Genomic DNA, 14361 nt, shown 5'->3' on the forward strand with positions numbered 1-14361 from the left:
TTAACAGCTATGCAAGAGATAATACGGCTGATTTATGTCTAAAGTCGTCGTTTACCAGAGGTCGTATGAGATTTTGTATAGCATCATTATACTTTCAACATCTATTTTAAAGAGGGGAACATTATCTAGTTTGATAAGCTAAATAAGCAGTTATGAGTGTTTTGGCAGCTATTGGCATAGCTTGTTCATTAAAATCAAATTTTGGATGGTGGTGTGGAAATGGTTGTTTATCTTTTTGAGCGCCTGTAAAAAAGAACGCTCCAGGTTTTTTTTGCAGATAATATGCAAAGTCCTCACCAGCCATAGAAGGCTCAATCGTTTCTGTTTTTGTAATCTCTTTAATATGTTGATCCATTTGTAACAAGAGTGCTGCTTCTTCCTTGTGATTAATTAAAGGGGGGTACCCTTTGATGTAATCAAATCTATAGGTGGCATCTTGACTCATACATATTCCTTTAATGACTGCTTCCATTTCCTTCATAATTGTTGCTTGTAAGTCAGGGTTCAAATATCGTACCGTTCCTACAAGACTTGCTTTGTCAGCTATTACATTAAATGCTTTACCAGCTTCGAAAATGCCTACGGTTATAACGGCTGTATCTAACGGATTCATTCGTCTGCTGACAATTTGTTGTAATTGCGACACGATTTGTGATCCAATAACAATGGCGTCCTTTGTTTCATGTGGATACGCGCCATGGCCACCCTTGCCCTGGACTTCTATTGTAAAACAATCTGCTCCGGCCATAAAAGCCTGTTTGGATGTTTGTAACACCCCAACTGGCGTTGTGGCCCATAAATGGGTACCGAAAACAGCGTCAACATGATCAATGGCACCTGAATCGATAATAGGTTTTGCTCCTCCAGGTGCATATTCCTCTGCATGTTGATGTAAAAAAACAATTGTCCCAGGCAATTCTTGTTTGTACGTTATTAATGCCTTAGCTAAAGTTAGCAATGTAGCTGTATGACCGTCATGCCCACATGCGTGCATCATACCCTTTACTTTAGAACGATAGGGGACATCTTTTTCATCTTGAATGGGAAGCGCATCAAAATCGGCTCGCAGCGCAATTGTTTTTCCTGGCTTTCCACCTTTTATAGTTGCAATGACACCATTGCCTCCGATATTTGTTTCATAAGGTATACCTAGTGTTTCGTAATAATTAGCAATATAGGCAGCTGTTTTTGTTTCTTGAAACGATAACTCTGGATATTGGTGAAGATGTCTCCGAATATGTACCATTTCTTCATAGAACGCTTCAATGGAGTGATATATTTGTTTTAACAAAGAACGTACCTCCAATGTTTTTAGTTGTAATTATACCATTAGCAGTGTATAAAAAGAATCTATTTTTTGAAAAAATAAACAAAAGTGATGTATGTACTTGCTCGATGAAAGTACAAAAGTATGCTGCGTCATATTTTGGTTACATAAAAGTAGAAGGTGTGGAAGGTGCGTGCGGAAATCGTTCCCTTGGAAGATAGGAAAGTATACCGAAAAGACTTGGTGGTATGATAGACCAAGTCTTTTCTAAAAAGATAAGAAAGTAAAAAGTAAGGTGCTTCTGTATAACGAAATAACCGAACCTTTGTTTAAATATTAGGATCGATTATGCTTATGCCAAGCGTGGATCAGCTAATAGTCGCTCAATTTCTTCTTTATGATGTGTTTCATCAGCAATCATATCTTCTAATTTTACAACAAGTTCCGTGTAGCCTAATTTCTCAGCTTGCTCTTTCCTTTTTTCATAACGTTTAATTGTATCTGTTTCTGCTTGTAATGTTGCTTGTAATAGATCCTTAACGTCTGTAGGTTGTGGAACGTCAGCTGCTTTAGTCGTAGGTGTGCCACCTAAAGAGCTGATTTTTTCTGAAAGGTATAAAGCATGTCCTAATTCATCTGTCACTTCTGCTTCAAAAAAAGGTTTTAATGCAGAACGATATAGTCCGCTAACTACGGAGGCACTATACGTGTATTGAATAGCTGCCCCATATTCATTTGCTAAGTCTACATTTAAACCATCAATTAATGTTTGTAAGTCTTGTTCCATTTGCAATCCATCCTTTCATAAACTTCTTGAATACTCCACATATCTATTACCCTTCTCTGTTTTTTTAAAACGTAAATTCGGGTATGATGTGAAAAAAGACAAAAATAAAGGAGAGGATCTGGTTATGAGAAGAAGTATGATGTACTTGTATGCGACCGTATTTTTCATTGGAGTTGTTCTCACATTGTTATGGGGTTATAAAGTGGCAAATCAAACAATGCCATATATTGATCAATGGACACGTGATGTAGTAGAGAGATTAGATGATACAGCCATTTATACTGCTTTTCGCTGGATTACAGAGCTAGGTTCATCATCTTTTACAATTCCGTTTGTCCTTGTAATGGCATTTGTTTTTTGGTGGATGTACCGTAGTATAATACCTGCGCTGATTTTTAGCTTAGGGACACTTTCAACGCATTATTTTAACATAGTCATTAAACATTTGGTGGAAAGAGACAGACCGAGTGTACTCGTTGCAGCAAATGCAGAAGGACATAGTTTTCCTTCAGGTCATGCTATGATATCAATGGTTTGCTACGGATTAGTTGCGTATTTCCTGTCCAATCGTCTAAAACAAAAGACAAAAAAATGGCTCATCCAAGTCTTTTTTGCCGGTTTGATACTCTTAATAGGCATGAGTCGATATATCATTAATGTCCATTATTTAACAGATGTTCTTGCAGGGTTCTTTATCGGTTTTTTATGCTTGATTGGTTTGGTATATCTTTATCAGTTAACGAGCAGACAAATTTCTCCGTCTAGAGGTTGAGGTTAAAGCAGTCCCGAGGATGTTCTCCTCTCCCACTTATATTGATAGGATAAAAATGACAGAGATGCTGATGCGTTTCGTGAAGCTTTTGCTAGCCTTCTATTTAAACTATCTTAGCAACTTCCAATGGATGAAAGGCTTCATTGCTCTAAGCATCTCGTTATTTATGAGAGGAGAAATGAAGATGGAAGTAATATCTGAAACAAGTAAAGCAGTACCAGTATTAAAGAATAGAAATTTTTTGTTATTATTTATTGGCTCTCTTTTTTCTGCACCTGGTTACTACATTTATTTAATCGCAGCAGAGTGGTTAATGTTAACGATCAGTGAAAATAGAGTTTATTTTGGCATGCTGTTTTTCGCAGCTTCTGTTCCACGATTGTTACTATTGGCAGTTGGTGGGGTTGTTGCTGATAGGTTTAATAAACGAATCATTTTATTTATTGCTGATTTGCTTAGGGCTTTGTTCATTGCTGCGCTTTTGTTATTCTTCTATCTTGATATGGTAACAGTTTGGCATTTAATCATTTTAGCCGCATTGTTTGGGATCGCTGATGCTTTTAGTTACCCCGTTACAAACTCTATGACAGTAAAAACGCATGTGAGTAATATTCTATCAAAACTGGAAGTGAACGATCGAACCCAAGCTGCAGTTTATGTACACCGTAATCGATTGTATCAGCAAAAATAAGGTCTATTTGTTATACTGACTGTACTACATAGCTTAACAACTTTTAAGCAGCCATTGGATACATGCCATTTTTTCTTTTTGCTAATCTTCTCTGCTGTTTGTATACTATTAATAACACATATGAGATGAGAAAATCTAGTCGCAATAGCGATGGGGATAGGGGAAAGGATTATTTATGGTGAAACTTTCAAACAAACAAGAAAATCTGTTATTACTTATTTGGGCGCCGTCTGTAGTTGCTCTACTTGGAAGTCTGTTTTTTTCTGAAATAATGGGGTACCCGCCTTGTGATTTATGTTGGATACAGCGAATATTCATGTACCCACTTGTTATTATTTACGGTACAGCCTTATGGAAGAAAGACATCTCCATTGCGTTACCAGGTTTGTTTTTGAGTGGGATAGGAATGCTTGTATCCATATACCATTATCTAACGCAAAAACTCCCAGCCTTACAAAAGGCTGGCGATGCATGTGGTCTGATCCCATGCAATACTATCTATATTAATTGGTTTGGTTTTGTGACAATTCCCTTTTTAGCAGGTATAGCATTTATTTTTATATTTGGATTACATATAATATTAATACGATCTAGACGGATGTTATAGCTGTGAAAAATAGTAGCTAAAAGAAATGGATGGTAAGGAAATGACAGTTAAAGATGTCCATTGTTTTAACGGGGCAAAGAAAATAGTGATTTACTAGAATGATATTGTAGTATATAATGTCGAAGAGTCTTTCTCAAAAGGAGCTGAAATTATGGCTAAAAAAATATCCATTTTTATTGGTGTTATTGTCGTTTTATTTGCAGGTCTATATTTTGTTGTCGACTACAAAAATAACCAAGCTGTTGAAGATAACAACAACCCTTATGGAGATAAAGAGCTGGAGCAGGGCACAATTGATCAATTAGATGATCCAAACTATAAGAATCAGATTATGCCAGATGAGCTCAAAAAGAAAGTGGATAGTGGAGATCCTGTAACGGTTTATTTTTATAGTCCAACATGTTCACACTGTCAGTCAACTACTCCGTATCTTGTGCCTTTAGCAGAAGATAATGACATCGATATGAAAAAAATGAACTTACTTGAGTTTAATAATGAGAGGGAAGTTTACAGCATAGATTCTGTACCAACTTTAGTCCATTTTGAAGATGGCAAAGAAGTTTCACGTATTGTTGGTGATCAGGGGGAAGCGAATTTTCAAACCTTCTTTGATGAATATGTAAATAGATAAAACAGTAACATGTTATAGAGTTTATTATGTAGCATCGAAAAGCCAACTATTGAATAGTTGGCTTTTCTAAATAGATAAGAAAGTGAATCACGGTTACTTGATAATTTATGTGCTGCTTTACAATGTGCTAACATTGATTACGCTATTTACGATAAAACAGTCCCTAACCCAACTGTTAGAAATATTGAAGAAGCACTTACTTTATTTTGCGACCAACAATGTAAAGCAATGATTGCTTTAGGAAGGGGATCCGTTATAGACTGTGCAAAAGTAGTTGGAGCTAGATTTGTTATCCGAGTAAACCTATATCTAAAATGAAGGGTCAATTAAAGGTTCGTAAAGAGACACCAACATTATATGCTGTTCCGATTACTGCAGGGTCTGGGAGTGAAGCAACGTTAGCAGTTGTTGGTAGTAATCCTGCTACTTTCGAAAAAGTACGCCTTATGTTCTGGAATTTTATGATGATGCGGTTTATGATTCATTGGCTGAACTTGCAGATACAGTACAGCCTATCAACCAATTCCCATCTAATAAAGAGAAAGCGCTTTGGATGATCAGGGAAATAAAACGAATGAATAAAGCAATGGGTATCCCTGAAAAAATAGCTACAATTGATAAAGGTGTTATCCCTAAAATAGTAGAAAGGGCTCTAAAGGAAGCAAATCCATTATAACCAGTCCCTCAAATACTAACTAAACAGGATTTGTACCACCTGTATTATCAAATTACTGAATGATTATCCATACTGAGATTTTTGGCTACCGTTTCCGTTTTATTTCGATAGCTACTACACCCTGATCGCGACATAGGAACATACGATTATTTCTCTTCTGTCACCATATGATAAGATGTTATAAATGGTCGATCTGCATAATAATCGGGAGTTTTCACAGATGGATTCTTATGTGCCTGTTTAAACTGATCTGACGTTTTCCAATTCTCAAAATCTTGCACAGAGCGCCATTGGGTGAAAACAATGTAGGTATTTCCTTTTTTTGGTTTTAACAGGCGGAATGCTTGGAATCCTGGCATTTTTTCTACCTCATGTTTGCGATTTTGAAAATGATGCTCAAAAACGGGTTGCCCTTCTTCTGTTACGGGTATGTTATTCATAACAACATATCCTTCTTCTTGTACCGCTCCAATTGTAATTAAAATTACATATTCTCTTCCAGAATTGAAAATGCTTTTAGCTTTATCCTCATAATAGGCAAGCGAACTGGATTCACCATGCATAAGGGATATATGTTTTTCTGGGTGTTTATCAATGATTTTTTGTAAAAATTCAGCGGTTCCATTTGTCATATGAGCAAACATAATCATTACCTCCTCGTATAGTATGTTTAGGCATTACTTTCGCCTTCTCAATCTTAACTCATTCATAAAAATTAATCTGCTAGTGCACCCAGGCTGCTTGAACCTCCTTGCTCACAAAAACCGTTCGCTGTGGGGTCTCAAGACTCATGCTTTCCCCACTGGAGTCGCCGCCTTCCGTTTCAAGTAACTTGGTTTAGAATTCATGAAAGAGTAAAAGCTTTAAATAATATGTCAAATACCTTGGACGTTCCGCGATGTTCCTAGATCATTTGGGACAATTCTTTTTTCCTTCTGCGGGCGTAACTGTATTACGAAGACTGTTTCTCCGTGTGCGTTTCGACCTTCAACCTTCCCATAAAGACTTGGCGCTAAGTGAAGTCTTTATGAAGTGAAATTAGACAGTAGATGCTTGACTTACTATAGTAAGTATCTCTTACCTACTATACTACCTTAGTGAACAGGAGCTAAGTCAAATCATTTCTCTTTTTTCCAGATAGGCTGTAAAACTCTCACTTACTTCAAAAACTGAAAATAAAGTATAGGTGCCTTTTGCACAGCCATTTTTGAAGCGTTCTGCACCATCTTATGAAGGGAAATTGAAACAATTATTATTTAATATGAAATATAAATACTTTAAGATTGTATCATTCTGTCGTATAATGTAGAAGTGACAATATAGAGGTGAACCAATGAGCAGAATAGAAAAAAGGAAGAAGAAGCGTTCACGCTTGTTGAAAAAATGGAAAATAATTTTATATAGTTGTTTATTCATGATAATCATCGGATTAGTTAGTTATGCTTCCATTATTTTTGGTGGTCGGTTGATTGTTGATGATGAACAATTTTTTTTGGACGCAACGACAACGGTAGAAACAAGAGATGGCAAGGTAATTGGCAGGCTTTATCATGAAAATCGCACCTTAGCTAATTTAGATGACATACCTGAGCATGTGCGAGATGCATTTATTGCTATTGAAGATCGCAGGTTTTATGACCATCAAGGGGTTGATTTTCGTTCTGTTTTTCGAGCGGTGTATAAAGATATTTTGGCTATGCAGAAAGTAGAAGGCGCTAGCACGATTACACAACAACTTGTTAAAAATTTATTTTTAAGTCATGAGAAAACATGGCTTCGTAAAACCAAAGAAGTCATGGCATCTGTTTATTTAGAACGCACATTACCGAAAGAGCGGATATTGGAATTGTATTTAAACGAAATTTACTTTGGACATGGCGTTTATGGCATAGCTACAGCTGCTAATTATTATTTTTCCAAAGATGTAGAGGATCTGTCTATTGCAGAAGGTGCATTGCTAGCTGGCCTTGCTAAAGCACCTAATGGATATTCACCCATTAACTATCCTGAAAAGGCAATAAATCGGAGGAATACAGTACTCTTGGCAATGAAAGATATTGGCGTTATAAGCGAAGAACAGCAAAATAAAGCAAAAAAGCAGAAACTTGATCTGAAAGTAAATAAATGGGAACCTGAACCATGGTGGACAGACTATAGTGATTTTGTTATGAAAGAAGCCGCTCAAGAACATCATTTATCGTTAGAAGAATTAAAGCGAGGCGGTTATCGTTTAATTGTTAACGTTAATCCTGCTGTACAAAAAGTTGCTTATGAACAATTTAAACAAGATTCCTTTTTTCCTGGGAGCACGGATGATGTACAAGGCGCTTTTACGATGATGGATCACAAAACAGGGGATATTGTAGCGGTAATTGGTGGACGTGATTTTACATTTGGTGACTTGAATCGAGCAACTGCATCGAGGCAACCAGGTTCTACCTTCAAACCACTAGCGGTTTATGGTCCAGCACTTATGAAAGAAGAAAAGTATCACCCTTATGCTTTAATACCCGATCAAAAACAAGCCTATGATGGTTATACAGCGGAAAATTACGATGATCAGTATGGTGGTTTTGTTTCCATTTATGATGCCATTATTTATTCTAAAAACGCCCCTGCTGTATGGTTATTAAATGAAATTGGGATTACCGATGCAAAGAAGTATTTAAAAAAGCTCCATCTTCCCGTCGAGGATAAAGGATTAGCGATTGCTTTAGGTGGCTTATCTAAAGGCGTAACACCAGCTGAATTAATGGAAGCTTATACTAGTTTTGCTCAGCGTGGAAAAGTCGTTAAAGCTCAAGCTATTGATCAAATTAAGGATCGACACCACCAAAAAGTGTTCCAAGCGAATCGCAAGGCAGAAAAAGTATTTCATCCACAAGTAGCTTGGAATATGACAGAAATGCTAGAGCAAACCGTTAAATCAGGAACAGCGTCTGCGGGAAGTTTTGCAAAAGCATTAGCTGGAAAGACAGGATCTACAGAGCATCCGCAAGTGGAAGGAAAAGTAAAAGATGCGTGGTTTGCAGGCTATACTCCAACGTATGCAATGGCATTATGGATGGGGTACGATCAAACGGATGAGGAGCATTATTTAACGGGGGGAAGCGCCTATCCGACGAGGTTAGTGAAATCTATTTTAACAGAGCTCGATCAGCAAGAGCCATTAGCGGATTCGTTTGCAAAACCTGCAGAAGTAGATGCTTTACCGGAACCTATCATACTACCAGAAATTAAAAATGTACAAGCCAGTTATGCTTTTGGTAGTTTGTCTTTGTTTCAGGGGAAGATTACTTGGCAAGGGTCAGAGGATGACCGCGTTATCTATCGAATTTACCGAAAAAAAGAAGGTATTGATGAACGAGTTGGTCAAGTCAAAGGAGAAACGGAATTTGTAGTTGAAAACGCATTGTTGAACGAAAAAGAATATTATGTTGTCCCTTATGACCCGTTGACAAAAACGGAAGGCTCTTCATCTAACGCAGTAACGCTTAGCTGGGGAGCATGATTTAGACAAAATAATGACAAATAGTAGCGCTTACTGTACACAATTCCAGATGATCGTTATAGTAAGATTGGGAATATAGAACGTTGAAAAGGATGGATGGGCATGGCAAACAAATTCAATGATACGATTATTCGAGCTTATAAAGGGGAATCTACGAATTATACACCAGTTTGGTTTATGCGTCAGGCTGGGAGGTCACAACCTGAATATAGAAAATTAAAAGAGAAGTATTCTTTATTTGAAATTACACATCAACCAGAATTATGTGCCTATGTAACGCGATTACCAGTAGAAAATTACAATGTAGACGCAGCAATTCTGTATAAAGATATCATGTCTCCGCTGCCAGCAATAGGGGTGGACGTGGAAATTAAATCAGGTATTGGTCCAGTGATTGATAATCCAATTGCCTCTCTTCGTGATGTAGAAAAGCTTGGAGCAATTGATCCACAATCCGACGTTCCGTATGTATTGGAGACAATTCGCCTGTTGACACAAGAACAGTTACAAGTACCCTTAATTGGTTTTAGTGGCGCTCCTTTTACATTGGCGAGCTATATGATTGAGGGAGGACCGTCAAAGAACTACAGTAAAACGAAAGCATTTATGTATCAGCAACGAGAAGCGTGGTTTTTACTAATGGATAAATTGGCTGATATGACCATTACGTATGTAGAAGCTCAGATTGAAGATGGTGCACAGGCTATTCAAATTTTTGATTCTTGGGTAGGTAATTTAAATGCGTCTGATTACCGTATTTTTATTAAACCAGTAATGACAAGAATTTTTTCTGAACTGCAACGACACGACGTCCCACTCATTCTATTTGGTGTCGGCGCACGGCATTTATTGATGGAGTTTAACAATTTACCTGTTGATGTGATTGGGTTAGACTGGAGGACTTCCGTGCAAGAAGCAAGGAATATGGGAGTTACGAAAGTGTTGCAAGGAAATTTAGACCCAGCAATTTTGTTAACAGAGTGGGAAATGCTAGAGAAGCGAACACAAGCTATATTGGATGAAGGCTTAGCAGATGGAAACCATGTTTTTAATCTTGGTCATGGCGTGACGCCAGATATTCAACCGGCTACATTAAAAAGATTAACTGCGTTTATTCATGAGTATAGCCAGCGTAATAGGTAAAAAGAAAAAATTATATTTGCGAGGTGTTGAATCATGGGGAAAAAGAAAATGGGATTATTAGTGATGGCTTATGGAACACCATACAAGGAAGAGGACATTGAACGGTATTATACACATATTCGCCACGGCAGAAAGCCTGAAGCAGAAGCATTGCAAGACTTAAAAGATCGTTACAAAGCAATTGGAGGCATATCTCCATTGGCAAAAATAACGAATCAGCAAGTGGAGAAGCTGGAGGCAACATTAAATGCCGTTCAAAACGAATATGACTTTAAAGCATATACTGGGTTAAAACATATTGAGCCATTTATTGAAGATGCTGTGCAACAAATGGCTGAAGATGGTATGGAAGAAGCGGTGTCAATTGTTTTAGCACCACATTTTTCTACTTTTAGCGTACAATCCTATAATAAACGAGCAAAAAATGAAGCTGAAAAATATGGTATTACGATTACTTCTGTGGAAAGCTGGTATGATGAGCCTGGTTTTATTAAATATTGGGCTGATCAAATTACCGACGTTTATGCCAAGATGGCAGACGAGGAACGGGAAAAAGCAGTGCTGATTGTTTCTGCCCATAGTTTGCCTGAGAAAATCTTACAGGATGGTGACCCTTATCCACAACAGTTAGAAGAAACCGCCAAACTAATTTCAGAAGCAACTGGGATTAAGAATTATGAAATTGGTTGGCAAAGTGAAGGCAACACACCAGATCCTTGGTTAGGACCAGATGTACAGGATCTTACAAGAGATCTTTACGAGCAAAAGGGATACCAAGCTTTTGTTTACGCACCTGTAGGTTTTATAGCCGACCATTTAGAAGTGTTATATGACAATGATTACGAATGCAAAGTAGTTTGTGATGAAATAGGTGCATCCTATTATCGACCAGAGATGCCAAACGTACATCCACAATTTATTCATACATTAAGCGATGTTGTACTAAAGCAAGTAAAGCGTGAACCGAATGAATAATTCAAAACAAATTGTCATTATAGGCGGCGGTATAACAGGTTTATCTGCTGCCTATTATTTACAAAAACAGCTTGTTGAAAAGCAACTTCCTTATAAGGTGAAGCTTGTGGAAGCAAGTAGTCATCTAGGGGGGAAAATAAGAACGTTGCACCGGGATGGATTTACGATTGAACAAGGTGCCGACTCGATGTTAATTCGTAAACAGCCGGCTATGAAATTAGTACAAGAGCTACATCTTGAAGATCAAATTGTTCGTAATGCTACGGGGAAATCCTATATTTTGAAGGGGAATAAGTTCCACCGTATGCCACAGGATACCTACATGGGAATTCCGAAAAATGCGCGTTCTATATGGGCTTCTACATTAATTTCTCCAAAAGGAAAATTAAGAGCTTTGGCAGATTTTTGGAAGGGAAAAGGAAAAGACGAAACAGATGAGTCTTTAGCAGCTTTTTTTAGACGTCGCTTCGGAGATGAATTACTCCATAATCAGATTGAAACGCTGTTATCTGGAATTCATTCTGGGAATATAGAAGAAATGAGTTTAACAGCTTCTTACCCACATTTTCGTCAATTGGAGCAAGAGTATGGAAGTTTAATGAAAGGATTAAACCAAACCATTCCAAAAGCTACCAAAGATAAAGAAAAAGGACCGGCACATGGTGCTTTCTTTTCCTTTCAAAACGGTTTAGGTACTTTAGTAGATCGTTTAGCAGAAGAAATTGGAGAAGAGAATATGAAGCTTCAGACAGCCGTTGATCATATCGAAAAAAAGGAACACGGCTATCATGTACTGCTAAGTGATGGAAATGTTTATAAAGCAGATGCTGTTATTATGGCTACACCACATTTTACCGTGCCGAAAATATTTAGCCAGTATGATTTCTTTCAACCTTTTACAGAAGTACCTGCCACATCAACGGCTAATATTGTGTTGGCGTTTGATAAGGTGAAAATAAAAGATATAGATGGCACAGGATTTCTTGTGAACAAGGACAGCAATTACCATATTACTGCTTGTACATGGACACATAAAAAATGGCCGTTAACAACCCCAGAAGGGAAAGTTTTAATGCGTTGTTATGTTGGAAGACCAGATAACGAAGAAATAGTCGAGGCGTCAGATGATGCTCTAACAGACATTGTGCTAAAAGATTTACATAAAGCAATGAAATTAAAAGGTGATCCGATATTTAATGTTGTTACACGTTGGCGAAATGGAAGACCGCAATATACAGTCGGGCACTTGGAACGACTTGCTGAAATTAGAAAACAAGCTAGGCTGCAGTTACCTGGTGTTTTTTTAACAGGTTGTTCCTATGATGGTCAAGGTATTCCAGACTGCATTGAACAAGGAGAAAGAACAGCTCAGGAAGCATTACATTTTGTTTTACGTTAACCTTACCCCCCTATAATTATTGCCATTATAGGGGGCATCATGTCGTTACTTTTCTTTCTGATAACTTGCTTCTAATTGATCTACAAGTGATCCTACAAAGTCGACAGCTTGCTTAATAGGTTCAGGCGAAGACATATCCACACCAGCTTTTTGAATTAAATCAAGCGGCTTTAGTGTTCCTCCAGATTTTAATACGTTCATCCAACGTTCGGCAGCTGGAGCCCCTTCTTGCTGGATAGTCTGTGCTACAGCAGTAGAGACGGTCAGACCGGCAGAGTACGTATAAGGGTAGAGTCCCATGTAGTAATGTGGTTGACGCATCCATGTGAGTCCGGCTCCTTCATCCATTGTTACTTTATCTCCCCAGAAATTCGCTAAAGCTTCTTTCTTTTGTTCAGAAAGAACTTTTGCTGTTAAAGGCGTCCCATTTTCGGCTAACGTATACACCCTTTTTTGGAATTCTGCCTCCAGTAAATGCGTCACAAAATTATGGTAATATGTCCCTAATAACTGGGTGATAATCCATCTTTTCATTCGCTCATCATCTGTTTTAGCTAATAAGTGATTCGCGAGCAGTAATTCATTTAATGTGGAAGGTGCTTCAACAAAGTACGTTGAAGGACGAGTATTAAATAAAGACTGTTCTTTTGCGGCAAAGTAAAAATGACCTGCGTGTCCCAATTCATGAGCTAATACAAATGCACCGCGCATGGTATCTGTCCATGTAATTAGGATATAGGGATGTACGCCATAAGGGCTGGAGCAAAAAGCACCTGACCTTTTTCCAATGTTATCAGCCAAGTCGACCCAACGGTTTTGAATAGCTTGTTTCATAACTTGTTGATATTCTTCTCCCATGATACCGAGAGCTTCCACAATTGTAGCTGTCGCTTCTTCATATGTAGTGACCGGATTGAAGTCTGGATCAAGCGACGCTTTCAGATCGCATAAGTATAATTCTTCCAATCCTAATTGTTCTTTTTTTAGTCTAGCAAATCGTTGCATATGAGGAGCGAGCTCTGCTTGAATAATATCTAGCTGATTATGATACATATCTGTCGTTACCTGTTGTGGGTGCAATAGCATATCCGTGACATTATCATACTGACGTTGCCTTGCCATCACCACTTGCTTGGTAACTTCTGTTGCATAAACGGCAGTGTATGTATGTTGATATTGTCGAAGCGTTTGTACAAAAGATTTATATGCATTTCTACGAGCAGTGTTATCAGCAGTTAGCTCATAACGGTCTTCATACAATGCAGAAGACATAGGAAGTTCATTTCCATGCTCATCCGTAATGGAAGCAAACATCATATCGGACGATGTACTACGCTGATAAATCATATATGGCGCATCGTGAACTTCGGAAAGGGAAGCGAGTAGTTCTTCTATTTGCGAAGACAATGTATAAGGTTTTTTTTCTATTAAATCAGCAAGCATTTTGCGGTACGTTGCTAATTGGGGGTGCTGTTTTACAAAATCCCCAATGGTTTCTGTAGGTATTTCCAGTATTTCTGACTGAATAAAAGATAGTTTTGCTTGAATTATTGCTAGAGCTTGGGCTACTTTTGCGCTATCTTCTTGACGAGATGGATCTGTTCCATCTGTACTGTTTCGTAAATTAGCATAGGTTGCTACCCAAATAACTCTTTTTTGAAAAGCTTCGTAGGTGGCAAGGCATTGATATAATGTAGAAGCTTCTTTTCCTAATTCTCCTTTAAAAATCGCAAATTGTTCTACATCCTTTTGAATGGCCTCTAATTCGTTTTGCCAATCTTTGTGTGTAGAAAATAAATCTGATAAATCCCATGTTAAGTTTTCAGATAATTCAGAACGAGTTGGTCGTTTCTCCATGGACGCTTCCCCTTTCCTAATTGAAAATTAGTAAATTGTAAATAG

15 protein-coding genes are annotated in these 14361 nt (G+C 37.8%); 11 read left to right on the top strand and 4 right to left on the bottom strand.

Going from position 1 to position 14361, the window contains the following annotated elements; translation table 11 throughout:
* Positions 1–121: 121 nt before the first annotated feature.
* Positions 122–1291, bottom strand: coding sequence for a M20 metallopeptidase family protein (locus BUB45_RS05470; protein WP_073006098.1), 1170 nt, complete (start codon positions 1289–1291; stop codon positions 122–124).
* Positions 1292–1619: 328 nt separating this feature from the next.
* Entirely contained in the window at positions 1620–2054 is a 435-nt protein-coding gene (locus BUB45_RS05480; RefSeq protein ID WP_073006102.1) for a ferritin-like domain-containing protein, read from the bottom strand.
* A gap of 124 nt (positions 2055–2178) precedes the next feature.
* Here BUB45_RS05480 and BUB45_RS05485 point away from each other — a divergent pair, with 124 nt between their 5' ends.
* The 7 genes from BUB45_RS05485 (at position 2179) to BUB45_RS20755 (ending at position 5431) form a co-directional block, all read left to right on the top strand.
* Positions 2179–2826: a phosphatase PAP2 family protein gene (locus BUB45_RS05485; RefSeq protein ID WP_244527659.1), complete on the top strand. Its 648-nt coding sequence runs from the start codon at positions 2179–2181 to the stop codon at positions 2824–2826.
* Positions 2827–3010: 184 nt separating this feature from the next.
* Positions 3011–3517 (top strand): MFS transporter, encoded by a 507-nt coding sequence (locus BUB45_RS20370; RefSeq protein ID WP_280157338.1) that lies wholly within the window; start codon positions 3011–3013, stop codon positions 3515–3517.
* A gap of 175 nt (positions 3518–3692) precedes the next feature.
* Positions 3693–4124: a disulfide oxidoreductase gene (locus BUB45_RS05495; protein WP_073006104.1), complete on the top strand. Its 432-nt coding sequence runs from the start codon at positions 3693–3695 to the stop codon at positions 4122–4124.
* A 151-nt stretch (positions 4125–4275) separates the two neighbouring features.
* The gene (locus BUB45_RS05500; protein WP_073006106.1) at positions 4276–4755 is read left to right on the top strand and encodes a thioredoxin family protein; all 480 of its coding nucleotides are present in this window, start codon (positions 4276–4278) and stop codon (positions 4753–4755) included.
* A 144-nt stretch (positions 4756–4899) separates the two neighbouring features.
* Positions 4900–5073, top strand: a complete 174-nt coding sequence (locus tag BUB45_RS20750) for an iron-containing alcohol dehydrogenase (RefSeq protein WP_425303955.1) — start codon at positions 4900–4902, stop codon at positions 5071–5073.
* The gene (locus BUB45_RS19330; protein ID WP_084723546.1) at positions 5070–5312 is read left to right on the top strand and encodes a hypothetical protein; all 243 of its coding nucleotides are present in this window, start codon (positions 5070–5072) and stop codon (positions 5310–5312) included. The genes BUB45_RS20750 and BUB45_RS19330 overlap by 4 nt, the downstream gene beginning before the upstream one ends.
* On the top strand, positions 5309–5431 hold the full coding sequence (locus tag BUB45_RS20755; protein ID WP_425303954.1) for a hypothetical protein: 123 nt from the start codon (positions 5309–5311) through the stop codon (positions 5429–5431). Before BUB45_RS19330 ends, BUB45_RS20755 begins: the two co-directional genes overlap by 4 nt.
* A gap of 146 nt (positions 5432–5577) precedes the next feature.
* Here BUB45_RS20755 and BUB45_RS05515 read toward each other — a convergent pair whose 3' ends face one another.
* On the bottom strand, positions 5578–6081 hold the full coding sequence (locus BUB45_RS05515; RefSeq protein ID WP_244527660.1) for an antibiotic biosynthesis monooxygenase family protein: 504 nt from the start codon (positions 6079–6081) through the stop codon (positions 5578–5580).
* Between the two features lie 683 nt (positions 6082–6764).
* On the opposite strand from BUB45_RS05515, the gene BUB45_RS05520 reads away from it, so the two are divergent.
* From BUB45_RS05520 to hemY, 4 genes are all read left to right on the top strand, one after another.
* Positions 6765–8942 (top strand): transglycosylase domain-containing protein, encoded by a 2178-nt coding sequence (locus BUB45_RS05520; RefSeq protein WP_084723547.1) that lies wholly within the window; start codon positions 6765–6767, stop codon positions 8940–8942.
* 102 nt (positions 8943–9044) lie between these two features.
* Positions 9045–10085, top strand: a complete 1041-nt coding sequence (hemE, locus tag BUB45_RS05525) for a uroporphyrinogen decarboxylase (protein WP_073006112.1) — start codon at positions 9045–9047, stop codon at positions 10083–10085.
* Positions 10086–10118: 33 nt separating this feature from the next.
* The gene (gene hemH / locus BUB45_RS05530; protein ID WP_073006114.1) at positions 10119–11060 is read left to right on the top strand and encodes a ferrochelatase; all 942 of its coding nucleotides are present in this window, start codon (positions 10119–10121) and stop codon (positions 11058–11060) included.
* Positions 11053–12459, top strand: a complete 1407-nt coding sequence (hemY, locus tag BUB45_RS05535; protein ID WP_073006116.1) for a protoporphyrinogen oxidase — start codon at positions 11053–11055, stop codon at positions 12457–12459. The genes hemH and hemY overlap by 8 nt, the downstream gene beginning before the upstream one ends.
* Positions 12460–12504: 45 nt before the next feature.
* Here hemY and pepF read toward each other — a convergent pair whose 3' ends face one another.
* Complete coding sequence (gene pepF / locus BUB45_RS05540) at positions 12505–14316, bottom strand: oligoendopeptidase F (RefSeq protein WP_073006118.1); 1812 nt, start codon at positions 14314–14316, stop codon at positions 12505–12507.
* Positions 14317–14361 lie beyond the last annotated feature (45 nt).

Source organism: Virgibacillus chiguensis, assembly GCF_900129865.1.
Taxonomy (GTDB): Bacteria; Bacillota; Bacilli; order Bacillales; family Amphibacillaceae; genus Virgibacillus; species Virgibacillus chiguensis.

What these genes read in the sequence shown, in the direction of transcription:
- BUB45_RS05480 (WP_073006102.1), bottom strand. Translation starts at nt 2,054, where the DNA reads ATGGAACAAGACTTACAAACATTAATTGATGGTTTAAATGTAGACTTA.
- BUB45_RS05485 (WP_244527659.1), top strand. Translation starts at nt 2,179, where the DNA reads ATGAGAAGAAGTATGATGTACTTGTATGCGACCGTATTTTTCATTGGA.
- BUB45_RS20370 (WP_280157338.1), top strand. Translation starts at nt 3,011, where the DNA reads ATGGAAGTAATATCTGAAACAAGTAAAGCAGTACCAGTATTAAAGAAT.
- BUB45_RS05495 (WP_073006104.1), top strand. Translation starts at nt 3,693, where the DNA reads ATGGTGAAACTTTCAAACAAACAAGAAAATCTGTTATTACTTATTTGG.
- BUB45_RS05500 (WP_073006106.1), top strand. Translation starts at nt 4,276, where the DNA reads ATGGCTAAAAAAATATCCATTTTTATTGGTGTTATTGTCGTTTTATTT.
- BUB45_RS19330 (WP_084723546.1), top strand. Translation starts at nt 5,070, where the DNA reads ATGAAGGGTCAATTAAAGGTTCGTAAAGAGACACCAACATTATATGCT.
- BUB45_RS20755 (WP_425303954.1), top strand. Translation starts at nt 5,309, where the DNA reads ATGATCAGGGAAATAAAACGAATGAATAAAGCAATGGGTATCCCTGAA.
- BUB45_RS05515 (WP_244527660.1), bottom strand. Translation starts at nt 6,081, where the DNA reads ATGATTATGTTTGCTCATATGACAAATGGAACCGCTGAATTTTTACAA.
- BUB45_RS05520 (WP_084723547.1), top strand. Translation starts at nt 6,765, where the DNA reads ATGAGCAGAATAGAAAAAAGGAAGAAGAAGCGTTCACGCTTGTTGAAA.
- hemE (WP_073006112.1), top strand. Translation starts at nt 9,045, where the DNA reads ATGGCAAACAAATTCAATGATACGATTATTCGAGCTTATAAAGGGGAA.
- hemH (WP_073006114.1), top strand. Translation starts at nt 10,119, where the DNA reads ATGGGGAAAAAGAAAATGGGATTATTAGTGATGGCTTATGGAACACCA.
- hemY (WP_073006116.1), top strand. Translation starts at nt 11,053, where the DNA reads ATGAATAATTCAAAACAAATTGTCATTATAGGCGGCGGTATAACAGGT.
- pepF (WP_073006118.1), bottom strand. Translation starts at nt 14,316, where the DNA reads ATGGAGAAACGACCAACTCGTTCTGAATTATCTGAAAACTTAACATGG.